Annotated in this window: 17 protein-coding genes; 10 read left to right on the top strand and 7 right to left on the bottom strand. The window is 71.7% G+C overall.

Annotation, left to right across the window (positions count from 1 at the left end; translation table 11 throughout):
- Positions 1-37 precede the first annotated feature (37 nt).
- The 3 genes from ABZ396_RS23020 to ABZ396_RS23010 all read right to left on the bottom strand — a co-directional run bounded on the left by ABZ396_RS23020 (position 38) and on the right by ABZ396_RS23010 (position 2,360).
- The gene (locus ABZ396_RS23020; RefSeq protein WP_358925405.1) at positions 38-745 is read right to left on the bottom strand and encodes an ester cyclase; all 708 of its coding nucleotides are present in this window, start codon (positions 743-745) and stop codon (positions 38-40) included.
- A 75-nt stretch (positions 746-820) separates the two neighbouring features.
- The gene (locus ABZ396_RS23015) at positions 821-1,594 is read right to left on the bottom strand and encodes an SDR family oxidoreductase (RefSeq protein WP_358925403.1); all 774 of its coding nucleotides are present in this window, start codon (positions 1,592-1,594) and stop codon (positions 821-823) included.
- Positions 1,595-1,691: 97 nt separating this feature from the next.
- Positions 1,692-2,360: an MOSC domain-containing protein gene (locus ABZ396_RS23010; protein WP_358925401.1), complete on the bottom strand. Its 669-nt coding sequence runs from the start codon at positions 2,358-2,360 to the stop codon at positions 1,692-1,694.
- Between the two features lie 79 nt (positions 2,361-2,439).
- On the opposite strand from ABZ396_RS23010, the gene ABZ396_RS23005 reads away from it, so the two are divergent.
- Positions 2,440-3,339: a LysR family transcriptional regulator gene (locus ABZ396_RS23005; protein ID WP_358925399.1), complete on the top strand. Its 900-nt coding sequence runs from the start codon at positions 2,440-2,442 to the stop codon at positions 3,337-3,339.
- A gap of 54 nt (positions 3,340-3,393) precedes the next feature.
- Here ABZ396_RS23005 and ABZ396_RS23000 read toward each other — a convergent pair whose 3' ends face one another.
- Positions 3,394-3,723, bottom strand: coding sequence for a WhiB family transcriptional regulator (locus tag ABZ396_RS23000; protein ID WP_358925397.1), 330 nt, complete (start codon positions 3,721-3,723; stop codon positions 3,394-3,396).
- A 381-nt stretch (positions 3,724-4,104) separates the two neighbouring features.
- On the opposite strand from ABZ396_RS23000, the gene ABZ396_RS22995 reads away from it, so the two are divergent.
- The 4 genes from ABZ396_RS22995 (at position 4,105) to ABZ396_RS22980 (ending at position 8,467) form a co-directional block, all read left to right on the top strand.
- The gene (locus ABZ396_RS22995) at positions 4,105-4,716 is read left to right on the top strand and encodes a response regulator transcription factor (RefSeq protein WP_003948568.1); all 612 of its coding nucleotides are present in this window, start codon (positions 4,105-4,107) and stop codon (positions 4,714-4,716) included.
- Positions 4,717-4,993: 277 nt separating this feature from the next.
- Positions 4,994-5,581, top strand: a complete 588-nt coding sequence (locus ABZ396_RS22990) for a sigma-70 family RNA polymerase sigma factor (protein ID WP_358925396.1) — start codon at positions 4,994-4,996, stop codon at positions 5,579-5,581.
- Positions 5,582-5,734: 153 nt separating this feature from the next.
- Positions 5,735-7,237: an IMP dehydrogenase gene (guaB, locus tag ABZ396_RS22985; protein WP_358925394.1), complete on the top strand. Its 1,503-nt coding sequence runs from the start codon at positions 5,735-5,737 to the stop codon at positions 7,235-7,237.
- Positions 7,238-7,342: 105 nt separating this feature from the next.
- Positions 7,343-8,467, top strand: a complete 1,125-nt coding sequence (locus tag ABZ396_RS22980) for a GuaB3 family IMP dehydrogenase-related protein (protein WP_358925392.1) — start codon at positions 7,343-7,345, stop codon at positions 8,465-8,467.
- Positions 8,468-8,541: 74 nt separating this feature from the next.
- Here ABZ396_RS22980 and ABZ396_RS22975 read toward each other — a convergent pair whose 3' ends face one another.
- Both ABZ396_RS22975 and ABZ396_RS22970 read right to left on the bottom strand, forming a co-directional pair.
- A complete protein-coding gene (locus ABZ396_RS22975; RefSeq protein ID WP_358925390.1) occupies positions 8,542-9,075 on the bottom strand; it encodes a hypothetical protein in 534 nt (177 codons plus the stop codon).
- 97 nt (positions 9,076-9,172) lie between these two features.
- Positions 9,173-10,381 carry a nucleotide sugar dehydrogenase gene (locus ABZ396_RS22970; protein WP_358925389.1) on the bottom strand — a complete coding sequence of 403 codons (1,209 nt, stop codon included), beginning with the start codon at positions 10,379-10,381 and terminating at the stop codon, positions 9,173-9,175.
- A gap of 289 nt (positions 10,382-10,670) precedes the next feature.
- On the opposite strand from ABZ396_RS22970, the gene ABZ396_RS22965 reads away from it, so the two are divergent.
- The 5 genes from ABZ396_RS22965 to ABZ396_RS22945 all read left to right on the top strand — a co-directional run bounded on the left by ABZ396_RS22965 (position 10,671) and on the right by ABZ396_RS22945 (position 21,557).
- Positions 10,671-12,377 carry a glycerol-3-phosphate dehydrogenase/oxidase gene (locus ABZ396_RS22965; protein ID WP_358925387.1) on the top strand — a complete coding sequence of 569 codons (1,707 nt, stop codon included), beginning with the start codon at positions 10,671-10,673 and terminating at the stop codon, positions 12,375-12,377.
- Positions 12,378-13,019: 642 nt separating this feature from the next.
- Entirely contained in the window at positions 13,020-15,080 is a 2,061-nt protein-coding gene (locus tag ABZ396_RS22960) for a serine/threonine-protein kinase (protein ID WP_358925443.1), read from the top strand.
- Positions 15,081-15,216: 136 nt separating this feature from the next.
- Positions 15,217-17,964 carry a protein kinase gene (locus tag ABZ396_RS22955; protein WP_359185645.1) on the top strand — a complete coding sequence of 916 codons (2,748 nt, stop codon included), beginning with the start codon at positions 15,217-15,219 and terminating at the stop codon, positions 17,962-17,964.
- Between the two features lie 178 nt (positions 17,965-18,142).
- A complete protein-coding gene (locus ABZ396_RS22950; protein WP_358923101.1) occupies positions 18,143-19,864 on the top strand; it encodes a protein kinase in 1,722 nt (573 codons plus the stop codon).
- Between the two features lie 88 nt (positions 19,865-19,952).
- Complete coding sequence (locus ABZ396_RS22945; RefSeq protein WP_358923099.1) at positions 19,953-21,557, top strand: serine/threonine-protein kinase; 1,605 nt, start codon at positions 19,953-19,955, stop codon at positions 21,555-21,557.
- A gap of 58 nt (positions 21,558-21,615) precedes the next feature.
- Here the strand turns inward: ABZ396_RS22945 and ABZ396_RS22940 are convergent, their stop codons facing one another.
- Complete coding sequence (locus tag ABZ396_RS22940; protein ID WP_358923097.1) at positions 21,616-23,529, bottom strand: glycosyltransferase; 1,914 nt, start codon at positions 23,527-23,529, stop codon at positions 21,616-21,618.
- Positions 23,530-23,630: the final 101 nt, after the last annotated feature.

Below are 23,630 nucleotides of genomic sequence, written 5' to 3'. Positions count from 1 at the left end.
TTTTCCGTTCGCGTACTGCCTTTTGGGCGCTGTCGTCTCAGTTCTCCAGTGCGTCCAGCGCTCCGAGCCGGCCCATCAGCCCGAGCCGGTCGTACTGCCACCAGATCTCGGCGATCTTCCCGTCGTCGTCGAAGCGGTGGATCGTCATGCCGGTCATGGTGACCTGCCGTCCGGTGTTCGGAAGTCCCAGGAACTCCGCCTTCTGAACCCCCGTCCAGGTCCACCTGGTGCACACCCGGTCGTCCTGGGCGATCTGGTCCTCGACGAGGAACGAGAAGTCGAAGGCGTCCCGCCAGACTCCGAACTCGCGCCGTATCGCGTCCATGCCTATGGTGGCCTGCTCGTTGGCCGGATCGTGGTCGTGGCAGTCCTCGGTGATCAAGCCGTCCAGCGGAGCCAGCGGGCCGCCCGCGGCGATCGTCTCGAAGAACCGCCGCGCGGTGTCGGCGTACAACCGCTCGTCGCGCACCACGTCCAGATCGGTGAACGTCGGCATGCCGTCGCAGAGGGCCAGCATCTCGTGGAGGACCTTGTCGGTCTCCGGCAGGTTCGAGTTCCGCATCGCCTCCTCGTACGACGGGAACTCCACGATCTCGACGACGTGCGACGCATCGGAGCGGTCTCTGCCGACCACCGCGTGCGTCGCCGTCCGCTTCCCCTGGGTCTGCGCGAACCACCTGTCCATCAGCCGGTCCATCTCGTCCGGCCGGCTGGTCCTGCACTCGATGAGCTGTACGAACGTCATGCCGCCGCCTCCGGCCCCCCTGGGTCCGGTACCGTCACGCCCATTTTCCCACCGGGGCAGGCGGCACCACAGCCGTCACTGCGGCCCGTACTTGCGTCCCGTCTTCGAGCTAATGCCGCCCACCAGCCCGCGCGGGGCCAGCTTGGCCAGGCCGGTCAGCACCTTGTACCGAGGGTCCGGGATCGACAGCGTCTTGCCACGCGCGAGGTCGGCGAGCGCCGCCGCGACCAGCTTGTCGGCGTCCAGCCACATCCAGTCCGGGATGTTGTCCGTGCCCATCCCGGCCCGCTGGTGGAACTCGGTGCGGACGAAACCGGGCGCCAGCGCCATGAGACGGACGCCGGTGCCCGCGAGATCGCGTGCCGCGCCCTGCGTGAACTGCACGACCCACGCCTTCGACGCGCCGTAGGTGCCCCGGGGCACGAAGGCCGCCACCGAGGCCACGTTGACGACACCGCCGCGCCCGCGCTCCCGCATCGCCTCGGCCGCCGCCGAGGTCAGCCGCAGCACCGCCTCGCAGTGCACCTTGAGCATCTTCAGCTCGTCGGCCATCGGGACGTCCAGATAGCGGCCCTTGTTGCCGAAGCCCGCGTTGTTGATCAGCAGGTCGACCGGGTTCTTGCGGTCGCCGAGCCGGGCGGCGACCGACTCGATGCCGGTGTCCTCCGCGAGGTCGGCGGTGAGCACCTCCGCCTCGATACCGTGCCGGTCGTGCAGCTCGGTCGCCTGCTCGCGCAGCCGTTTGGTGTCCCGCGCCACCAGGACGAGGTTGTGCCCGTCAGCCGCCAGCCGCCGCGCGAAGGCGGCGCCGATCCCCGCGGTCGATCCCGTAATCAGAGCCGTTGTCATGGCCCAAGGGTAGTTACCCGGGCTGACAGATTCCGCTGAGCGCACCAGCTCTCCCGAAGGATGAAGCGCCGGTGAACGGCCCATGCTTGACAGCGGTTCAGTTCCGCCGCTCCGCTCCGTACTTCCGGGCCTGCGCCAGCGCCTCCGGGTGCAGTGCCTCGCCCGCCGCCAGAATCCGCGGCAGCAGCTCCCGCTCGGTGGTGACCGCGCGGAACTGCATCGCCGCCGTCACCCCGTGCGCCGGCCGGTACACGATCTCGATCGGGTCGCCGGCCAGGATGTCACCCGGTTCGATCACCCGGAGGTACGCACCGGACGCACCCTTCCGCGTGAACCTCTTCACCCATCCCCGCTCGCCCAGATGGCCCTGAAACGTACGGCACGGGATGCGCCCGGAGGTGACTTCCAGTACGACGCCGGAACCGATCCGCCAGCGCTCGCCGATCAGCGCGTCCGAAACGTTCAGCCCGTTTGTCGTGAGGTTCTCACCGAAACAGCCGTTCGGCAGCGGCCGGCCGAGCTCGTTCTCCCAGTCGTCGAGGTCCTCGCGCGCGTACGCGTACACCGCCTGGTCGTCACCGCCGTGGTGGCGCAGGTCGCACACCGAGTCCCCGGCCAGTCCACTGCCCGCGGTCCCCTTGGGCCCGGGGGCGGACACCCGCACCGGTATGTCCACGGGCTCCTTGCCGATGCCGGTCACACCGTCCGGATGGTCCGTGAACGGCACGGCACGCGCGCGTCCCAGGTTCACTGAGAGAAGCTCCATGCCCCGACGGTACGGGACCTGCCTCAAAGCGTCGACGCATTATCGAGCACCGTATCCAAGCGCACCTTATGCTCGAAGGGTGATAGAGGCCCGTCATCTCCGCGTTCTGCGTGCCGTCGCCACCACCGGTTCCTTCTCGGCGGCGGGGCGCGAACTGGGCTGCACCCAGCCCGCCGTCAGCCAGCAGATGAAGGCCCTGGAGACCTCCGTCGGCACCCCGCTGCTGGTGCGCAACGGCCGGGACATGCGTCTGACCCAGGCCGGCGAGGCCCTCGTCAGGCATGCCTCCGGGATCCTCGCCGGGCTCACCGCCGCCGAGGAGGAGGTCGCCGCGATCGCCGGCCTGCGCGCCGGCCGGGTCCGGCTGGTCTCCTTCCCGAGCGGCAGCTCCACCCTGGTCCCGACGGCGCTGGCCGCGCTTCGCGCCGCCCACCCCGGCACCCGCGTCTCCCTGGAGGAGGCCGAGCCCCCGAACTCCGTGGAGCTGCTGCGCGCGGGCGACTGCGACACCGCGCTGGCCTTCCGGTACGAAGGCGCGGCGGGTGCCGAGGAGTGGGACGATCTGGTGGTACGGCCGCTGCTGACGGACCGTCTCGTCGGCCTGGTGCCCGAACGGCACCGGCTCGCCCGCGCGGAGTCCGTCGCCCTGGGGGAACTCGCCGACGAGCCCTGGATCGCGGGCTGCCCGCGCTGCCGGGGACAGCTCGTCCAGGCATGCGAAAGCGCGGGCTTCACGCCCCGCATCGACTTCGCCACCGACGACTACCCGGCTGTGGTCGGCCTGGTCGGCGCGGGTCTGGGGGTCGCCGTGCTGCCTCAGTTGGCGATCGAGTCGGTACGCCCGAGAGGGGCACGCACGGTGGCGCTGGAACCCGCGGTGGTGCGGGAGATCGTCGCCCTCACACTGCCCGACCTTGCACAGGTGCCGGCCGTGGCGGCGACGCTGGAACAACTGGGCCGGGCGGCCCGGCGGGCCTAGGGCGACGGGCGGCCCGTCGGCAGCAGATGGCCAATAGTTTGAAGAAACGTTCTTTCAGGCGTGCGGGAGGGTGTCGCCGCTGGTCGTCGATGCCGAGACCAGCCTGTTGCGCGCCCGCCCCATGAGCTCTTCGCGCTCGTCCTCGGTCAGGCCGCCCCAGACGCCGTACGGCTCGCGCACCGCCAGCGCGTGCGCCGCGCACTCCGCGCGGACCGGGCACCTCATGCAGACCTCCTTGGCCGAGTTCTCACGGGCACTCCGAGCCGCCCCGCGCTCGCCCTCGGGATGGAAGAAGAGCGAGCTGTCGACCCCGCGGCAGGCAGCGAGGAGCTGCCAGTCCCACAGGTCCGCGTTCGGTCCGGGAAGGCGGGAGAAATCTGCCATTACGTGACCCCTTGTAGCCGTTCTGAGCGGATACGGTGCCAACGACCGTACATCTCCGGTCTAGAGAGATGAAAATATGACTCATTGCGAATCTAGCCCCAGACACCGTGAAACGGGAAGAAAAAGGGCTAAATGGGGCATTGGATGTGATGAAAAGTTGAGAGTCTGACGTTCATGTCTGCACCGTGTCCGCGCCCTCACGTAGAGTGCCGAATACGGCACGCAGCCCCGTAACTCTTTCGAGTGACCGTCGTTGAGAGTGCGGAGGCGGTTGAAACAACAAGCGCTCGGGCAGGCGTCCGAGACGGTCGACCGCACAGGTGACGATTCCGTACCAGCCTGGAGGCTCAAGGTGACGCGCATCAGCTGCGGAGGGCGGTCATGACATCCGTCCTCGTCTGCGACGACTCCCCGCTTGCCCGAGAGGCGCTGCGCCGCGCGGTTGCGACCGTGCCCGGCGTCGAGCGTGTGACGACGGCGGCCAACGGCGAGGAAGTCCTCCGCCGCTGGGGCGCCGACCGCTCCGACCTGATCCTGATGGACGTGCGCATGCCCGGACTGGGCGGTGTCGAGACCGTGCGCCGGCTGCTGTCGGCCGACCCCGGCGCGCGCATCATCATGCTCACGGTCGCCGAGGACCTGGACGGCGTGGCCCTGGCCGTCGCCGCCGGCGCCCGCGGCTACCTGCACAAGGACGCCTCGCGCGCGGAGTTGCGCGCGACCGTCACCCAGGCGCTCGCGGACCCCACATGGCGGCTGGCGCCCCGCCGTCTGCGCTCGGCCGAGATGGGCGCCGCGCCCACCCTCACCGCGCGCGAGATCCAGGTCCTGGAGGGCATGAGCCACGGCCGCTCCAACGCCGAGATCGGCCGCGAGCTGTTCCTCTCCGAGGACACCGTGAAGACCCACGCCCGGCGCCTGTTCAAGAAACTCGGCGCCTCCGACCGCGCCCACGCGGTGGCCCTCGGTTTCCGCTGGGGACTGGTCCGTTAGCACTGCGGTGAGCTGCGCCGCAGCGGGACCGCGGACCTGCCGGACGCCCCCGCCTACCCCATGGTGGGCGGGGTCCGCAGGGCGGAGCGCCGGAGGCGTGCTGCTCGTTTCGGCGCGGATGCCGCATCCTTGAGGTGTGGAGTCTCTCGGGGACGAGTCGTTCGAGCGGAAGGGGAGGGCGCAAGGGATGAGTTCCGGCGCACCTGCTCATAACGCTTCAGTGCACAACGACGGACGTGGTGCCACACAGCCGACGGCAGCAGGGCACGATGGACCGATGCGCGACGACGAGGCGGTCACTGCCATAGGGACGATCGGCGCTCTCGTCCACCGCGCCGTCGACGGGGACGAGCAGGCCACGCACGACTTGCTCGCCCATGTCCACCCGCTCGCGCTGCGCTACTGCCGTACACGCCTGTCCCGCCTCCCGGGCGACGCCCGCCATTTCGTGGAGGACCTGGCCCAGGAGGTCTGCGTAGCGGTTCTCCTCGCGCTGCCCCGCTACCGCGACACCGGCCGCCCCTTCGAGGCCTTCGTCTTCGCCATCGCCTCGCACAAGGTCGCCGACCTCCAGCGCGCCGCGATGCGCCACCCGGGCTCCACGGCCATCCCCTCGGACGAGATGCCGGAACGCCCCGACGACTCCCTCGGCCCCGAGGAGCGGGCGCTGCTCAGCAGCGACGCCGAATGGGCCAAGAAACTCCTGGCCAACCTCCCCGAGAACCAGCGCGAGCTCCTTCTCCTGCGCATCGCGGTGGGCCTCACCGCCGAGGAGACGGGCCAGATGTTGGGAATGTCACCGGGCGCGGTCCGGGTCGCCCAGCACCGGGCCCTGAGCCGGCTGCGCGCGCTGGCGGAGCAGTAGCCGCAGGCGTCCCCGCCCCCCGATGAACAGGCGGGCGCACATTTCCGTACGAACGTACGAAGCCCGAAGCTGAGTCGTACCGTGGAATTCGGGGCCTGTGGTTCCCGTTAGCATGGACATCCGCACCGTTCAAGGCCATTTGGGGAAGGTGTCATGACTGCAAACGTCGACGGAGTGCCCGGGAAATTCGCGACACTCGGGCTTACCTACGACGACGTGCTGCTGCTGCCGGGCGCATCCGAGGTGCTCCCGAACGCGGTCGACACCTCGTCCCGCATCTCCCGTAACGTCCGGGTCAACATCCCGCTCCTGTCGGCGGCGATGGACAAGGTCACCGAGTCCCGCATGGCGATCGCGATGGCCCGCCTCGGCGGCGTCGGTGTGCTGCACCGCAACCTGTCGGTCGAGGACCAGGTCAACCAGGTCGACCTGGTCAAGCGGTCCGAGTCCGGCATGGTCACCGACCCCATCACGGTGCGCCCGGAGGCGACCCTCGCCGAGGCAGACGCCCTGTGCGCCAAGTTCCGCATCAGCGGCGTGCCCGTCACCGACCCGGCCGGCAAGCTGCTCGGCATCGTCACCAACCGCGACATGGCCTTCGAGAGCGACCGCTCCCGCCGTGTGCACGAGGTCATGACCCCGATGCCGCTGGTCACCGGCAAGGTCGGCATCTCCGGCACCGAGGCCATGCAGCTGCTGCGCAAGCACAAGATCGAGAAGCTGCCGCTGGTCGACGACGAGGGCGCCCTCAAGGGCCTGATCACGGTCAAGGACTTCGTCAAGGCCGAGAAGTACCCGAACGCCGCCAAGGACGCCGAGGGCCGGCTCCTCGTCGGCGCCGCCGTCGGGGCCAGCCCCGAGGCCCTGGAGCGAGCCCAGGCGCTCGCCGAGGCCGGTGCGGACTTCCTGGTCGTCGACACCTCGCACGGCCACAACAGCAACGCCCTGAGCTGGATGTCGAAGATCAAGTCGAGCGTGGACGTCGACGTGATCGGCGGCAACGTCGCCACCCGCGACGGCGCCCAGGCCCTGATCGACGCCGGTGTCGACGGCATCAAGGTGGGTGTGGGCCCCGGCTCCATCTGCACCACGCGCGTGGTCGCCGGCATCGGCGTCCCGCAGGTCACCGCCATCTACGAGGCCTCCCTCGCCGCCCGCCCCGCCGGCATCCCACTGATCGGCGACGGCGGCCTTCAGTACTCCGGCGACATCGGCAAGGCACTCGCCGCCGGCGCCGACACCGTGATGCTGGGCAGCCTCCTCGCGGGCTGCGAGGAGTCGCCGGGCGAGCTGCTGTTCATCAACGGCAAGCAGTTCAAGTCGTACCGCGGCATGGGATCGCTCGGTGCGATGCAGTCCCGCGGCCAGGCCAGGTCGTACTCGAAGGACCGGTACTTCCAGGCCGGGGTGGCCTCCGACGACAAGCTCGTGCCCGAGGGCGTCGAGGGCCAGGTGCCCTACCGCGGTCCGCTCTCCAACGTGCTGCACCAGCTCGTCGGCGGCCTCCGCCAGACCATGGGTTACGTGGGCGCCGCCACCATCGAGGAGATGGAGTCCAAGGGCCAGTTCGTCCGCATCACCTCGGCGGGCCTCAAGGAGAGCCACCCGCACGACATCCAGATGACGGTCGAGGCGCCGAACTACAGCCGCAAGTAGTCACCACGGACTTTCCAGGGCGGCCCCGGGCACACCGGGGCCGCCCTGGTCGTACCCGTCGGCGATACTGGAAGACGCTGAAACGCAGAGGGAAAGGCCACAGACGTGACTGAGATCGAGATCGGGCGCGGCAAGCGCGGCCGCCGGGCGTACGCCTTCGACGACATCGCCGTCGTCCCCAGCCGCCGTACGCGGGACCCGAAGGAGGTCTCGATCGCCTGGCAGATCGACGCCTACCGCTTCGAACTGCCGTTCCTGGCCGCCCCCATGGACTCGGTCGTCTCCCCGGCCACCGCGATCCGTATCGGCGAGCTCGGCGGCCTCGGCGTGCTCAACCTCGAAGGCCTCTGGACGCGGCACGAGAACCCGCAGCCGCTGCTCGACGAGATCACCGAGCTGCCCGCCGAGCGGGCCACCCGCCGCCTCCAGGAGATCTACGCGGCCCCCATCAAGGAGGAGCTGATCGGCGCGCGCATCAAGGAGGTGCGCGACTCCGGCGTGGTCACGGCGGCCGCGCTCTCCCCGCAGCGCACCGCCCAGTTCTCCAAGGCGGTCGTGGACGCGGGCGTGGACCTCTTCGTCATCCGCGGTACGACGGTCTCGGCGGAGCACGTCTCGTCCTCGCACGAGCCGCTGAACCTGAAGCAGTTCATCTACGAGCTCGACGTCCCGGTGATCGTCGGCGGCTGCGCCACCTACACGGCGGCACTGCACCTGATGCGTACGGGTGCGGCGGGCGTGCTCGTGGGCTTCGGCGGCGGCGCCGCGCACACCACACGGAACGTGCTGGGCATCCAGGTCCCGATGGCCACGGCGGTCGCGGACGTGGCGGCGGCCCGCCGTGACTACATGGACGAGTCCGGCGGCCGGTATGTGCACGTGATCGCCGACGGTGGTGTCGGCTGGTCCGGCGACATCCCCAAGGCGATCGCCTGCGGCGCGGACGCGGTGATGATGGGCTCTCCGCTGGCCCGCGCCACCGACGCACCGGGCAAGGGCCACCACTGGGGCATGGAGGCGGTCAACGAGGAACTCCCGCGCGGCAAGAAGGTCGACCTCGGCACGGTCGGCACCGTCGAGGAGATCCTCACCGGCCCGTCCCACACCCCGGACGGCTCGATGAACCTCTTCGGCGCACTGCGGCGGGCGATGGCCACGACCGGCTACAGCGAGCTCAAGGAGTTCCAGCGCGTCGAGGTGACGGTGGCCGACAGCCAGCACAAGCGGTAGGCCGTACGACGAGTACAGGCACAGGGCCGGTAACCCGAGGCGGGTGACCGGCCCTGTCACGTGCCGTACGCCGGTCAGGCCCCTGCCTTCTTCGCGCCCGAGAACGCGGCCCACCCGGCTATCGCGAAGAAGACGAAGGTCAGCGGGTCGGCCTCCGCCTTCCACGCGTCCTGGACGACGCCGAAGTGCTGGAAGAACACCTCGGAGAAGCTCACGCCGAGCTGGTCGGCGCCGATCACCGCCTCACCGACCAGCTGGCCCAGGTAGACGGAGCCGAGCGCCAGGACGGCGCTGACGACGGAGAGCACCGGGCTGCGGCCGCCGAGCCTGCCGGCCGCGAGACCGATGACGAAGCCGACGCCGACCGCCGCCCAGCCGATCTCGTGCTTGGTGAGGCCTATGACCACGCCGTAGAGGGCGGCGGCGGCCACGGCCGCGACGACGGCGGCGACCAGGCCGAGGGCGACATTTCCGCGGGGCGGCGCGGGCGGCGCCGGGGGCGGGGTTACGGTGCCGGGCGGCTGCTGCTGGGCGAACGGGTTGCCGTCGGCCGGCTGCGGCTGCGGCTGGGCCTGGAACTGCGGCGGCGGTGGAGCTGACTGGCTCATGACAGAAATCCCGTTTTCCGTCCAGGCCAGGCAGGCCATGCGTGCCGTGCCCGATGTGCCCGCCCTGCCCGCCGTGTCCGCCGTGTCCGCCACGCGCTCAGAGCCGGTGCGCCGCCCCCGTCGGTGTCGCCCCGCGCGTGTCCAGCAGCAGCTGTGCCTTCACCGACAGGCCCTGGAGGTCGTACGTCCGGTGCTGCTGGACCAGGATGGTCAGATCGGCGTCGGCTGCCGCCTCGTAGAGGGAGTCCGCGCGCGGGACCGGGCGGTCCAGGACGTTCCAGGACGCGATGTGCGGGTCGTGGTAGCTGACCGAGGCGCCCAGTTCCATGAGCCGGATGGCGATCTCGCGTGCGGGGGTGGCCTGCTGGTCGGCGAGGTCGGGCTTGTAGGTGACGCCGAGCAGCAGCACGCGCGCGCCGCGGGCCGACTTGCCGTGCTCGTTGAGAAGGGCGGCGGCGCGCTGGACGACGTAGCCCGGCATCCGGTTGTTGACCTGCTGGGCCAGTTCCACCATGCGCAGGCCGCGGCCGGCGACGCCCGACAGGTCCTGGGCGACGCCGTGGCCGCCGACACCGGGGCCCGGGCGCAAGGCCTGGAAGCCGAACGGCTTGGTCTCCGCGCAGCGGATGACGTCCCACAGGTCGACGCCCAGGTCATGGCAGAGGACGGCCATCTCGTTGACGAGAGCGATGTTGACGTGCCGGAAGTTGGTCTCCAGGACCTGCACGGTCTCGGCTTCGCGCGGGCCACGCGCGCGTACCACCTTGTCGGTGAGCCGGCCGTAGAACGCGGCGGCCGACTCGGTGCACGCGGACGTGAGACCGCCGATGACCTTCGGAGTGTTGCCCGGGGTGAAGTCACGGTTGCCGGGATCCACCCGACTGGGCGAGTAGGCGAGATGGAAGTCGCGCCCGGCGCGCAGACCCGAGCCCTTCTCCAGCAGGGGACGCAGGAAGTCCTCCGTCGTCCCCGGGCGGACCGGCGACTCCAGGATCACCGTGGTGTGCGGTCGCAACCGCTCGGCCAGGGTGCGGGCCGCGGCCTCGACCTGGCTCAGGTCGAGGCCGCCGTCGGCGCCGCGCGGGGTCGGCGCGCAGATCACGGCCGTCCGCACCCGCCCCAGCTCGGCCGGGTCCTTGGCCACCCGGAAGCCCCCCGAGAGCATCCGGCGCAGCTCGGCCGGGCTGAGCGAGCCCGCCTCGGGACCGGTGGCGTACCCGATCGTGGGGATGCCGGCGGCCACGGCGGCCTGGGCGAGGGGCAGGCCGTAGGGACCGAGTCCCATGACGGCGAGGTCTGCGGGCATGGCGTGGGCCGTCCTTCCCAGTAACCGAAGCGGGACAGGTGCGCAAGCCCTGTGGACAGGATGAGCGAAGCGCAATGTCAGACTAGGAGTAAATATGAACGTTATGCGGGATTGTGTACGTGTGTCTTCCGGGGTTCGCTGACCGTTGTCCACAGGCTGGGGGCGCGTGGTGGCTGAAGTCGGGCAACGCGGTCAGAATTTGGGCAGGGGCCTCGCCTGCCGGGTGCGGCTCATGCGACAGATGACCGACGACGAGCTATGACCGATGGCGGCAGAGCGGGAGGCAGCGGTGAGGACAGCGACACTGGGGCCGAAGCAGCGGGCGGAGTCCTTGGCAGCCATGGCCGAGCGCGAGCTGGACGTGCTGGTCGTGGGTGGCGGAGTGGTCGGCACGGGGACCGCGCTGGACGCGGCCACCCGGGGCCTGAACACCGGTATCGTCGAGGCCCGTGACTGGGCTTCCGGCACCTCCAGCAGGTCCAGCAAGCTGATCCACGGCGGCCTGCGCTATCTGGAAATGCTCGACTTCGCCCTGGTCCGCGAAGCCCTCAAGGAACGCGGCCTGCTCCTGGAGCGCATCGCCCCGCACCTGGTCAAGCCGGTGCCGTTCCTCTACCCGCTCCAGCACCAGGGCTGGGAGCGCCTGTACGCGGGCTCGGGTGTCGCGCTCTACGACGCGATGGCGATGGTCCGCGGACACGGCCGGGGCCTGCCGGCCCACCGCCACCTGACCCGCCGTGGCGCCCTGCGTGTCGCGCCCGCCCTGCGCAAGGACGCCCTGGTCGGCGCCATCCAGTACTACGACGCACAGATGGACGACGCCCGTTATGTGGCGACCCTGGTGCGCACGGCGGTGTCCTACGGCGCGAAGGCCGCCAACCGTGCGCGCGTGACCGGGTTTCTGCGCGAGGGCGAGCGGGTCGTCGGGGCCCGGGTGCAGGACGTGGAGGGCGGCGGGGAGTACGAGATCCGCGCCAAGCAGATCGTCAACGCGACCGGTGTGTGGACCGACGACACCCAGGCGATGGTCGGTGAGCGCGGCCAGATCCACGTCCGCGCCTCCAAGGGCATCCACCTCGTCGTCCCCAAGGACCGCATCCACTCCACGACCGGCCTGATCCTGCGCACCGAGAAGTCGGTCCTGTTCGTCATCCCCTGGGGCCGGCACTGGATCATCGGTACGACCGATACCGAATGGAACCTGGACAAGGCGCACCCGGCCGCCTCCAGCGCGGACATCGACTATCTGCTGAACCACGTCAACTCGGTGCTCGCGGTGCCGCTGTCGCGCGACGACGTCCAGGGCGTGTACGCGGGACTGCGCCCGCTGCTGGCCGGCGAGTCCGACGCCACCAGCAAGCTGTCGCGCGAGCACACGGTCGCGCATCCGGTGCCGGGGCTCGTGGTCGTCGCGGGCGGCAAGTACACGACGTACCGGGTGATGGCCAAGGACGCCGTCGACGAGGCGGTGCACGGGCTCGACATGCGGGTCGCGGAGTGCGTCACCGAGGACATCCCGCTGCTCGGCGCGGAGGGCTACCGGGCGATGTGGAACGCGCGGGCGCGGATCGCCGCCCGCACCGGCATCCATGTGGTCCGTGTCGAGCATCTGCTGAACCGATACGGCTCGATGGCGGATGAGGTCCTCGACCTCATCGCCGCCGACCCGGGCCTCGGCGCTCCGCTCTCGGCCGCGGACGACTATCTGCGCGCCGAGGTCGTCTACGCCGCCTCCCACGAGGGCGCCCGCCACCTCGACGACGTCCTCACCCGCCGCACCCGCATCTCCATCGAGACCTTCGACCGGGGCACCCGCAGCGCCCGCGAGGCCGCCGAGCTGATGGCGCCGGTCCTCGGCTGGGACAAGGACCACATCGAGCGGGAGGTCGAGCACTACGAGAAGCGGGTGGAGGCGGAACGGGAGTCCCAACGCCAGCCGGACGACCAGACGGCGGACGCGGCGCGGCTGGGAGCACCGGACATCGTGCCACTCTGAAGCGGACGTCTCGCCGCGCCAATGTGAAGCCGCGCCAATTTGTGGCTCGGAAGACCCCGTTGGGAAGTCCGCGGGTCCGCTGGTGTGGGTGAGCAGGGCGCGCAGGGTGATTCTGCGCCCGTCGGTGCCGCGCCTGCGGAGCGGCCCCGGCAGACGCCGCTGCACGGTGTGGGACAGGGACAGCCCTTGTTCCGCGGCCAGTTGCGGGACGACGGTGGCGGTTGAAGGTCTTGGTGATGCTGCCCCGGCGCGGAAGTGGTCGGCGCGGGCGATGTGCCGGCCGGCGGCCGCGTAGCGGACATCGTCGCCGTCGCGGTCTAGAAGGGCGGCGGCGGGTACCCGGCCTTTGGAGAAGAACTGTGACAGGAGCGGGTCCATGGCCTCCGCCGAGGACGCGGAACCCGCCGTGACCGGGGCAAGCAGCAGAGGGAGGGAGACCGGTATGGCCACCAGTGTCCGAAGCGACGGCATCCGGGTTCCTCCCTTGTCGCGGCCCACCATCCAAGCCCGTGCGACGCCCTCGTCACCCGGGGGTTCCGGTCGGCCGGGCCCGATGCGCGGCCAGGGGCACCCTGGGCGTTGGGCACTTGTCGGGTGAGGGACAATGAAGGCTCTGTCAGGGCGGGTTGCATGAGGGGACGCATGTCGGAGGCGGAGCGGGCGGGTACTTCTCGTCAGGAGACTCGTCGGGACAACAGTGAGCGTCTCCTCGCCGGGCGGTACCGGCTGGGAGGGGTGCTCGGCCGCGGCGGCATGGGCACGGTGTGGCGGGCCGAGGACGAGACCCTGGGCCGGACGGTGGCCGTCAAGGAACTGCGGTTCCCGACGAACATCGATGACGAGGAGAAGCGGCGCCTGATCACGCGCACCCTGCGCGAGGCCAAGGCGATCGCCCGGATCCGCAACAACAGCGCGGTGACGGTCTTCGACGTGGTCGACGAGGACGACCGGCCCTGGATCGTGATGGAGCTGGTCGAGGGCAAGTCGCTGGCCGAGGTCATCAGGGAGGACGGCGTGCTCAAGCCCAGGCGCGCGGCCGAGGTCGGGCTCGCGATCCTGGACGTGCTGCGGTCGGCGCACCGCGAGGGCATCCTGCACCGGGACGTGAAGCCGTCCAATGTGCTGATCTCCGAGAGCGACGGCCGGGTCGTGCTCACCGACTTCGGTATCGCCCAGGTCGAGGGCGACCCGTCCATCACCTCCACCGGCATGCTCGTCGGCGCCCCCTCCTACATCTCCCCCGAGCGGGCCCGCGGCCACAAGCCCGGCCCGGCGGCCGACCTGTGGTCGCTCGGCGGCCTGCTGTACGCGGCGGTCGAGGGCGCGCCGCCCTACGACAAGGGGTCGGCGATCGCCACGCTGACCGCGGTGATGACCGAGCCGCTGGAGGAGCCCAAGAACGCGGGGCCGCTCAGGGACGTCATCTACGGGCTGCTCACCAAGGATCCGGCCAAGCGGCTGGACGACGCCGGCGCGCGGGCGATGCTCAACGCGGTGATCAACGCGCCGGCGGAGCTGCCCGTGGACACCACGCGGGTCGTGCCGCTGCCTGCGCAACTGGACGCGCCGCAGGAGGAGAAGGGCGCGGGGGCCAGGCGGCCTGAGGAGGCCGGGGAGAAGCTGCGCGGGGCGCTGCGCTCCGTGCGGAAGGCCGCGGGAGCGGCGAGTGCCGCGTCCGCGACCCGGACGAAGAGCACCCCTGCCGAGGCGGTCGGCGCCGCGGGTCCGGTCGCTTCCGGCCCGGGTTCGGTTTCCGGCCCGGGTCCGGCTTCCGGCTCTGCCGGCGGTAAGCGTCCCGCTGCCCCTGCCGTAGGGGCCGGTGCCGGCAGTGGATCGGTGGGGGCCAAGCCCGCCGCAGGCAAGGCGAGTTCGGGGTGGCCCGTGGTGCCGCCGCCGGATCTGGACGTGACGCCCCGGCCGGTGCCCCGGGCTCCGCTCACGGACGTGGTGCCGAAGCGGACCCTGGTGCTCATCGCCGTGGTGGTGGTGCTCGCGGTCCTAGGGACCGTGCTCGCCCTCACGCTGGGCGGCGGCGACGCCAAGGAGAGCGGCAAGAGCGGCGGTTCCAAGGCGGTGGCCTCCTCGGGCCCCAGCGCGAGCGCGAGTTCCGGTTCGGGGTCCGGCGCCGGGGCCGCCACCAAGCAGGACACGAGCGGCGGTACGCGGGCGGACGGTAACTCCGCGGCGGCTTCCGGGAGCGCAGGGAACACGGACGGGTCGGACAGCCCCAATTCCTCGGCGTCGAAATCCAGCGGCAGTAACGGTGCCGGCGCCTCGGCGGTCCAGACGTACCACGGAGGCCAGGGGTACTCCATCGGGCTGCCCAAGGGCTGGAAGTTCCAGGCCGGCAGCTCCGCCGGGGACCGGTTCACCGGGCCCGACGGGCAGAAGCTGCTGATCGCCTGGACCAGCAAGCCCAAGAACGACCCAGTGGCGGACTGGGAGAACCAGGAGCGTTACATGGTGCGCTCCCAGTACCAGAAGATCCGGATAGCGAAGGTGAGCTATCGCAGCTGGAACACGGCTGACTGGGAGTTCACTTACGTCGAGAGCGGCACCGAGTACCGGTCCGTCGACCGTGGGTTCGTCGTCAGCTCGAAGCAGGGATACGCGCTGATGTACACCGCGAAGGCCGCCGACTGGAACAGTGAGCTGCGCAAGGACACCTGGAAGACGCTGACGGCGAGCTTCGAGCCCAAGTGACAAATTCGCATCCCCACAATGCGAAATGTCTCCGGCACGTATCGTGAGTGGTTGCGGACCGTACGCATCCAGGTATGTACGCAGAACGGGCCGCGAAACGAACGGATTTGACCACCGGGCGGCCGGGGGAGGCAACGTGGACGACTACGCGGGTCGGGTACTCGCCGACCGCTACCGCCTGCCTCTGCCCCCCTCCGACGAGTACGAACACACCGAGACCCGGGCCTTCGACACCTACAGCGGGCAGGAAGTGTACGTCCGGCAGGTGCCGTTGCCGGAGGTCGTCGAGGCGGAGGTGCTCGACGCGGAGGGACTGCCCGACGGTTTCACGGCGCGTGACCGTGGCGCGCGTCGGCCACCGGCCGCCCGCACCGCGACACGCCGGCCCAGCGATCCCGCGGTGCGCCGCGCCGTCGAGGCCGCGCAGGCCGCCGCCCGGATCCCCGACCATCCCCGGCTCGACCAGGTCTTCGACGTGTTCGCCGAGGGCGGTTCGCTGTGGATCGTCAGCGAGTTCGTGGCCGCGCGCTCGCTGGCGACACTGCTCGCCGAGCGGCCGCTGACGCCCTACCGGGCGGCCGAGGTCGCCTCCGACGTGCTGATGGCGCTCCGGGTGCTGCACGCGCACGGCTGGGTGCACCGCAACATCACCGCCCGCACGGTCCTCGTCTGCGACGACGGCCGTGTGATGCTGACCGGCCTCGCGGTCGGGGCGGCGGAAGAGGCGCTGTGCGGGTACGACCCGGTGCCGGTGCCGGAGGGAGAAGGCGGCGCGGAGGCCGACGGCCGTCGGCGATCCGGGGAGGCGGAAGGTTCCGCCACACCCGGCGGTTCGGCCGGCCCCACAGGCTCCGGCGCGCTCGCCGTCGGGGGCATCGGGAGCGTTCGTGGCGCGTCGGGTGGTACGACAGGCGCGCGGACGGCGCCCAACGCCCCGGAGGCGGATCCCGAGGCCGCCCGGCGAGCCGCCATTCAGGCACGGGCCGCCGGCGGGTTGCCGGGGGGCGGGCCGGACGAGGGTTCGGGCGGTGCCGGTACGGGCGCGGTGGAGCGGCGGGCGTTGGAGACCGGTGCGGACATCCGGGCCGCGCGGGCCGGGGCGATCGCCGCGTACCGGGCGGGGGCCAGGGCCGCCGCCCGGGTCCAGGAGGCCCAGCAGAACGGGCGGGCCGCGCTGCCCGGCGCCCGGCCGCCGGTCGACGGCGACACCGGCACGCCCGCACCGCAGCCGCCGTACGGTTCCGGGCAGGACAACGGCGCCGCCCAACCGCCGTATGCCCCAGGGCACGCCACGCCGTACGCCCCGGGACACGCCAACGGGGCGGCCCAGCCGCCGTACGCGAATGGACGGGCGCAGGTGCAGGCGCCCGGCGGTGATCAGCGGACCGCCGGCGGTGTGCCCGGTCAGATCGCCGACCCGTACGGGGTGGGCGGTGCGCCGTCGCCCTGGCACGGGGCCGTGCCTCGCCCCCACCCCGGTACGCCTCCGGCGGTGGCCGCCGGCCACGGCCAGGAGCGCACCGCCCTCCCGGCCGTCGGTCCTGGCACCGACCTCCCGCCACCGGTCGTGCCCGCGCAGACCCCCCGTTGGGGCGGCGAGGCGGGTGCCGCCGTGACGACCGGGCGGCGGGGGCCCGCGACCGCGCTCGCCGCCGAACGGGCGCGGCAGGTGCGGATGACCGTGGTCGGGCCGGTGACCGAGCGCTGGGCGCCGGAACAGGCCGGGCCCGTGCACGAGAACTGGCAACTGGCGGCACCCATCGGACCGGCCACCGACCTGTGGGCGCTCGGCGCGCTGCTGTTCCGGGCCGTGCAGGGGCACGCGCCGTATCCGGAGGAGTCCACGGCCGAGCTGGTGCAGCTGGTGTGCTCGGAGCCGCCCGCCTTCGCGGAGGAGTGCGGGTCGCTCAGGCCGGTCGTGGAGTCGTTGCTGCGTCAGGACCCCACCGAGCGGCTGGACTTCGAGGAGCTGCGCGGCTGGCTGCGCTCGCTGGTGCGCTCCGCGCCCGAGCCGGACGCCGGCGCGCATGTCGTCGCCGCCCCGCCCGCCGCCGACCCGGCGCGGCTGCCGATCGTCCGCCGGCGGGGGCAACTGGTGCGCTGGCGCCGGGCAGGGGTCCCGGCGACCAGTCCGCACGGCCGGCACAAGCGGGCCCGCCAGGAGGCCAAGTCCCCGCGCAGACTGGGCCGTACGCTGCTTCTGCTGGTGCTGCTCCTGCTGGCCGCCGTGGTCGCGTACGCCATGCTGTTCCTGCCGAAGAAGGACAGCGCGGACAACGGCGGCGCGAGGAGCGGTGACCGGACGGGTGCGGCCGGCGAGGCCGGCCCCGCGCCGAGGCCGAGCCCGACTCCCACGCCGACACCGGCGCAGACGTCGACCCCGTCCACCGAGACGCAGACGACCGCCGGTTCGACGGGCGGCGGCACGGCCGCCGACGGCTTCACCCTGCGCCAGGACCCGGACGGCTTCCAGATCGCCGTCGCCAAGGGCTGGAGCCGCACGCCGCGCAACGGCAGCGGCCAGGTGATCTACTCGCACGGGAAGTTCGAGCTGATCGTCGTGGCCGGGCGGGACAGCGGGGCGACGTACGGCAACGACCCGATGACGTACCAGCGGGACAAGGAGCCGGAGCTGCAGCCGTACCGGGACTCCAGCTGGGCCACGGCGGGCGGGCTGCGAACCATCACGGTGGGCCGGCAGGTGTCGGCCGAGGGGCAGTTCACCTGGACGGACGGCCAGGAGGGCGACCTGTTCGTGCGGAACATGGTGTTCCTGATCAACGGGCGGTACCACATCGTGCAGGTCCGCGGCCCGGAGTCGGAACGGGACGAGGTCACACGGCTGTACGCGCAGGCGTCGGCGACGTACAAGTACACGGGCTGAGGGTCAACGCCGGTGCGGGCTGAATGGTTCCCGCTCCGATGGACGGATTCGGTTCACTTTCCGCGGTAAAAGCGAAAACCGTCACAGTGCTGTCTCCGTGGGACCCCACCGGTTCCATGACCGCGGGGTGGTCCTTAGTCTGACCCTGACAAGAGCATTGCGGGGCAACGTGAATCAGATGCAGGGCCTGCTCATCGCGGGCCGCTACCGGCTGGCCGACACCATCGGCAGCGGCGGCATGGGCCGGGTGTGGCGCGCCCACGACGAGGTGCTGCACCGGACGGTCGCCATCAAGGAACTGACGGCCGCGCTCTACGTCTCCGAGAGCGACCAGGCCATCCTGCTGGCCCGCACCCGGGCCGAGGCCCGGGCCGCGGCGCGCATCAACCACTCCGCCGTCGTCACCGTCCACGACGTGTTCGAACACGACGGCCGCCCGTGGATCGTCATGGAGCTGGTCGAGGGCCACTCGCTGGCCGACGAGGTCAAGGAGCGCGGGCGCGTCGAGGCGCGGGAGGCCGCTCGGATCGGGCTGTGGGTGCTGCGTGCGCTGCGCGCCGCGCACAGCGCCGGGGTGCTGCACCGGGACGTCAAGCCGGGCAACGTGCTGATCGGCCGGGACGGCCGGGTCCTCCTCACCGACTTCGGCATCGCGCAGATCGACGGCGACACGACGATCACCCGTACCGGGGAAGTCGTCGGATCCGTCGACTATCTCGCGCCGGAGCGCGTGCGCGGGCACGATCCCGGGCCGTCCTCCGACCTGTGGGCGCTCGGCGCGACGCTGTACACGGCGGTGGAGGGGCGCTCGCCGTTCCGCCGCACCTCGCCGCTGACCACCATGCAGGCCGTCGTCGAGGACGAGGCCGCCGGGCCGCGGAACGCCGGGGCGCTGGAGCCCGTCATCACCGCGCTGCTGCGCAAGGAACCCGCCCAGCGGCCCAGCCCTGAAGAGGTCGAGCAGATGCTCGCCGAGGCGGCGGAGGGACGGCGGCCGAGCGGGGCGCAGGCGTACGTACCGACGCGGTCGCAGGTCACCGGGGGTCCACGGCCCGACTCCGGGACGCCGTACGAGGGCCCGTACGACAGCTCGCGGGACTCGGCGTCCTACGGCAGCCCGTACAGCGGCACGCAGGGCGGTTCGTACGGCGGCTCGCCCGACGGCCGGAGCCCCTCGGGCGGCTCCACGAGCGCGCCGACGACCATCGGCCCGCAGTCCGCCTCCGGCGCCGCCCAGCCCAGGCGGCGCCGCCTGCGTACGCTCGCGCTGGTCGTCGCGGTGGCCGCGCTGCTCGGCGGGGGCGCGGCGGTCGCCCTGCAGAAGCGGGACTCCGGGCAGCGGAGCGGCGCCGGCAGCGTGGCCGCGCCGACCACGTCCGGCTCCTCCTCCGGCAGTTCGACGTCGGCGCCGGACGGCGCGGTGCCTGCCGGCTGGCAGTCCGTGGACGACCCCTTGGGCTTCAGGCTGACGCTGCCCAAGGGCTGGAAGCGGAGTGTCTTCGGCATCGACGGCGACCTCAAGCAGATCGACTACACGCCCGACAACGGCCGGCACTTCGTCCGTATCGCCATCGACAGCTCGCCCGACTTCGCCGACGCGCTCGCCCACCAGCTCGACCTGGAGCAGCAGTTGCAGCGGCTGGTCGACTACCAGCGCGTGACCATGAAGAAGAACCTGTACCGGGACCGGGACGGGTCGCTGTGGGAGTACACCTGGACCGCGCTGAAGAAGGACGGCGCGAACGCCGCCGGGCCGCGCCGCGCGATCGAGGAGACCTACTACTCACGGGCGGGCGCCGAGTACGCGATCTACATGTCGTCGCCGGCGAAGGACTGGGCGACCGCGAGCAAACAGTTCAAGTGGGTGCTGCAGAGCTGGGATCCGGGCACGTCCGGCTGACGCCGCGCGCTTCCGTGCGCCGCTACGGGCGCGTTTGTTGGCCGGTCACCGTCCGGAACGTGGGCGTCCGGTGGGGCATCATGGGGCCATGGGGACCGACGGGGAAGCCGTCCGTCTGATCGCGGGGCGTTATCGCCTGGAAACGCGGCTCGGGCGGGGCGGGATGGGTGTCGTATGGCGCGCGACCGATCAGTTACTGGGCCGGCAGGTCGCCGTGAAGGAACTCACCGTCGACGACTCCCTCCCGGACGACGACGCCCGGCTGCGCCGCGACCGCACCCTGCGTGAGGCGCAGGCCGTCGCACAGCTGCACCACCCGCACATCATCGTCGTGCACGACGTGGTGGAGGAGGGCGAACGGCCCTACATCGTCATGGAGTTGATCGACGGGGGCTCGCTCGCCGACCGTATCTCCCGGAGCGGGCCGGTGGACGTCGGCGAGGCCGCGCGGATCGGGATCGCCCTGCTGAGCGCGCTGCGGACGGCGCACACGGCCGGGGTGCTGCACCGGGACATCAAGCCGGCGAACGTGCTCGTCGAGGCGGACACCGGGCGGGTCGTGCTCACCGACTTCGGGATCGCCCAGGTCGCGGGCGCCACCACGCTCACCGAGACCGGTTCCTTCGTCGGGTCGCCCGAGTACACCGCGCCCGAGCGGATGTCCGGCTCCCGGTCCGGTCCGGCCTCCGACCTGTGGTCGCTGGGCGCGCTGCTGTGTACGGCGCTCAGCGGCGAGTCGCCGTTCCGGCGCGACTCGCTCGGCGGGATCCTGCACGCCGTGGTCTCCGACGAGATCCGGCCACCGGCCCAGGCGGAGCCGCTGCTGCCGGTCGTACGAGGGCTGCTGGAGCGGGATCCCGAGCGGCGGCTGGGCGCCGCGGAGGCCGAGCGGATGCTGCGCGGGTTCCTGGAGACGGGGGCGATCGCGGTCGCGAGTACGACGGAGAGTGCCGGTGTCTCCTCGTACACGCCGACCCAGCGGGACGTGCCGTGGCCACCGGCTCCGAGACCGGCCGGGCCACCCCGGTACTCGCCCCGCGGGGTGCTGGTCGCCGCGCTGCTCGTCGCGGCGATGGCCGGGGCCGGGGTGTCGGCGGCCGCGCTGCTGTTCAACGGCGGCGGAGGCGGCGGCGCCCCGGGCCCCGGGGGTACGACGACCGTCACCGCGTCACACACGACGGCCACAGCCTCGTCCCCGTCGCCGTCCCTGCCGTCCCCTTCGCCCTCACCCCCGGCCACCAACTCCCGCACCGCGCCGTCCGGTTACCGCCTCACGCAGGACCCCGCCGGCTTCTCCCTCGCCGTACCGGAGGACTTCACCCGCGACCCGCAGGGCGAGCGTGTCTTCTACCTGTCGCCGGGGCAGACCTTCCGGCTCGGCATCAAGGTCTCCGAGCCGCAGACCGGCGGACCGGGGACGGCGATACGGCGGGCGGCGGTCGACGGGCCGAGCACGAACCCCGGCTACCACGACGGCCGGGTCACCGACACCACCCACTCCGGACACCCCGCCGCCTTCTGGGAGTTCACCTGGAAGGGCTTCAGCGCGACGGAGGGCCCCCGCCACACGTACGACCTCTGCTGGGAGGAGGGCGGCCGGATGTACGACGTGTGGGTGTCGGCCCCGGTCGGGAAGGTGCGGGAGGCGCGGGAGTACTTCGATGTCGCGGTGGACACGTTCGCGGGTGGCTGAGGACCGGGGGTGCGGCACGGGTCCGTGACCGGTTCGCCTTCTCTGCGGCCCCGTTTCCCTACGGGGCGCGCCGCACGCGTCGCAGGGTGTCCGTCGCCGTGTCCAGGAGGCGGCGTGCCCCGCCGGGCCGGTACGCCGGGCCCTCCAGGCGTAGGACGACACCGTCCCGTACGACTGCGTACGCGACCGGGTCCGGTTCCTTCAGAAGGGCGACCGGGTGTCGGCCCGACGGCAGCTTCAGACGGGCCGGGAGGCGCAGCTGGACCGCCGCCGTGCCGGGGACCAGCTCCGCGTTCACCGTCACCGTGGCCACGGTGACCCTGAGGCGCGCCGCGGCCCCCGTGGTCGCCGCGATGTACGGCAGCGTGAGCGACGGACCCGTGCCCCGTGCGGAGTTCGCCGCCGCGGCCTCTGCCGTGTCCGGCCCCAGCCTCCGCTGCCGCTGGTCGATGTCGAGAGCCAACTGCCCGCTGCCCGTCCAGTACGGCAGCGCGAGCCGCCCGCCGGTCAGTGCCGGACCGGCGGCCGGGGCGCCATGGCCGCCGTCGCCCGTCACCCGGACCATCCGGTCGATGCCCAGCAGCTGCACGAACGCCCACACATCGTGCACCCCGCGCTCCAACGGCCGCCCACCGGCCAGCCGTTCGGGATCCAGGCACAGCCGCCCGGACGCGACGAGCTGCGAGCGCCCCTCGCCCAAGGGCCTCAGCCGCACCTCCAGATCGCCCTCCGGGTACCACCAGTCCTCCCGGTCCCGGTCCTTGACCACCAGCTCCGCGTAGGCCAGCCGGAACGGATCGCGGACCTCCCAGCCGTCCTCCGCCCCCGGCACCCCGGTCACCAGCTCCGGGTCGAGCCACTGCTTCCCGTCCCGTTCGACCAGGACCAGCGGTGCACCGTCGCCGCGCAGCAGGCTCAGCGTGATGTCGGCGACCAGGCGGCCGTCCTCCCAGCGAGGCCGGCCCACCTCGCTCCGCGCCTTCACCTCGCGGACGTGCACGGCGAGCGCCACGGCCCCGTCGAAGTCGTCGCGTTCGAGGAGCTCGGCGCGCAGGCGGGAGACGGCGGGAAGGCCCTCGCGTACGGCCGCCGGGAACTCCGCCAGCGCCAGGGCGCGGGCCGCCTCGAAGCGGGGGCGCTGCTCGGCGGGGTCCTCACGGAGGATCTCGGGTTCACGGGCGCGGGAGAGGATCTCTACGTGGTAGAGGCGGTGCAGGAGGCGGTTCTGCAGGGCGTCGAGGTCGTCGGAGGCCTGTGTGCCGTCCTTGACCTGGCGGACGATGGTGCGGGCGTTGGCCCAGAAGCCGTGGCGCGGGTTGAAGCGGTGCTGGGTGTTGTTGCCGCCGTCGTCCCGCTTCATCCAGTAGTAGCTGGGGTAGTCGGCGAGCACGGAGATCCGCTCGGCCCTGAGGTAGGCGGCGCTGACGAAGAGCAGGTCCTCCAGGATCCACGGTCCCTCGGGGAACTGCAGACCGTGCTCCTCGACGAAGGCCCGCCGGAACATCTTGTGCGGCGACAGGCTCTGCATGAGCTCGTCGTTCTCGATGGTGCAGGCGTCTACCGTGTGCCGGAACAGCCGCCGGGGCCGGACCATGGTGCTGGACATCTTGCCGAGCACGACGTCGGCGTCGTTGCGCCTGGCGTGCTCGTACAGCCGCTCCAGGGCCTCGGGACCGAGCGTGTCGTCGTGGTCGACGAACTGGATGTACTCGCCCTTGGCGTGGCGCATGCCGAGGTTACGGGGTGCGCCGGGCCAGCCCGAGTTCGGCTGGGTGTGCACCTGGACGTTCGGGTGCTCGGCGGCGATCTTCTCCAGCCGGGACAGGGTGTCGTCCGTCGACCCGTCGTCGACGTAGATCACCTCGTACTCGTCGGAGGGCAGGCTCTGCCCCAGCAGCGACGGCGCGCACTCGTCGACGTACTTCCCGGTGTTGTAGACGGGGACGATGACGCTGACCTTGACTCTCGGCATTCCAGGGACCTTACTCGCCCGGCCCGGCCTGGCCTTGGCGGGACCGTTTGCAGAGCAACCATGAGCGCATGCAGGCGAGCGGCAAATCCTGGAAGGGGGCG

Source organism: Streptomyces sp. NPDC005866, assembly GCF_040629895.1.
Lineage (GTDB): Bacteria > Actinomycetota > Actinomycetes > Streptomycetales > Streptomycetaceae > Streptomyces.
Note: the sequence above shows the minus strand (reverse complement) of the source record. Positions and strands in the feature narration are given on the sequence as shown.

Excerpts from the sequence above, each read along its gene's own strand:
- ABZ396_RS23020 (WP_358925405.1), bottom strand. The coding sequence starts at position 745 with ATGACGTTCGTACAGCTCATCGAGTGCAGGACCAGCCGGCCGGACGAG.
- ABZ396_RS23015 (WP_358925403.1), bottom strand. The coding sequence starts at position 1,594 with ATGACAACGGCTCTGATTACGGGATCGACCGCGGGGATCGGCGCCGCC.
- ABZ396_RS23010 (WP_358925401.1), bottom strand. The coding sequence starts at position 2,360 with ATGGAGCTTCTCTCAGTGAACCTGGGACGCGCGCGTGCCGTGCCGTTC.
- ABZ396_RS23000 (WP_358925397.1), bottom strand. The coding sequence starts at position 3,723 with ATGGCAGATTTCTCCCGCCTTCCCGGACCGAACGCGGACCTGTGGGAC.
- ABZ396_RS22995 (WP_003948568.1), top strand. The coding sequence starts at position 4,105 with ATGACATCCGTCCTCGTCTGCGACGACTCCCCGCTTGCCCGAGAGGCG.
- ABZ396_RS22990 (WP_358925396.1), top strand. The coding sequence starts at position 4,994 with ATGCGCGACGACGAGGCGGTCACTGCCATAGGGACGATCGGCGCTCTC.
- guaB (WP_358925394.1), top strand. The coding sequence starts at position 5,735 with ATGACTGCAAACGTCGACGGAGTGCCCGGGAAATTCGCGACACTCGGG.
- ABZ396_RS22975 (WP_358925390.1), bottom strand. The coding sequence starts at position 9,075 with ATGAGCCAGTCAGCTCCACCGCCGCCGCAGTTCCAGGCCCAGCCGCAG.
- ABZ396_RS22970 (WP_358925389.1), bottom strand. The coding sequence starts at position 10,381 with ATGCCCGCAGACCTCGCCGTCATGGGACTCGGTCCCTACGGCCTGCCC.
- ABZ396_RS22960 (WP_358925443.1), top strand. The coding sequence starts at position 13,020 with ATGTCGGAGGCGGAGCGGGCGGGTACTTCTCGTCAGGAGACTCGTCGG.
- ABZ396_RS22950 (WP_358923101.1), top strand. The coding sequence starts at position 18,143 with ATGCAGGGCCTGCTCATCGCGGGCCGCTACCGGCTGGCCGACACCATC.
- ABZ396_RS22945 (WP_358923099.1), top strand. The coding sequence starts at position 19,953 with ATGGGGACCGACGGGGAAGCCGTCCGTCTGATCGCGGGGCGTTATCGC.
- ABZ396_RS22940 (WP_358923097.1), bottom strand. The coding sequence starts at position 23,529 with ATGCCGAGAGTCAAGGTCAGCGTCATCGTCCCCGTCTACAACACCGGG.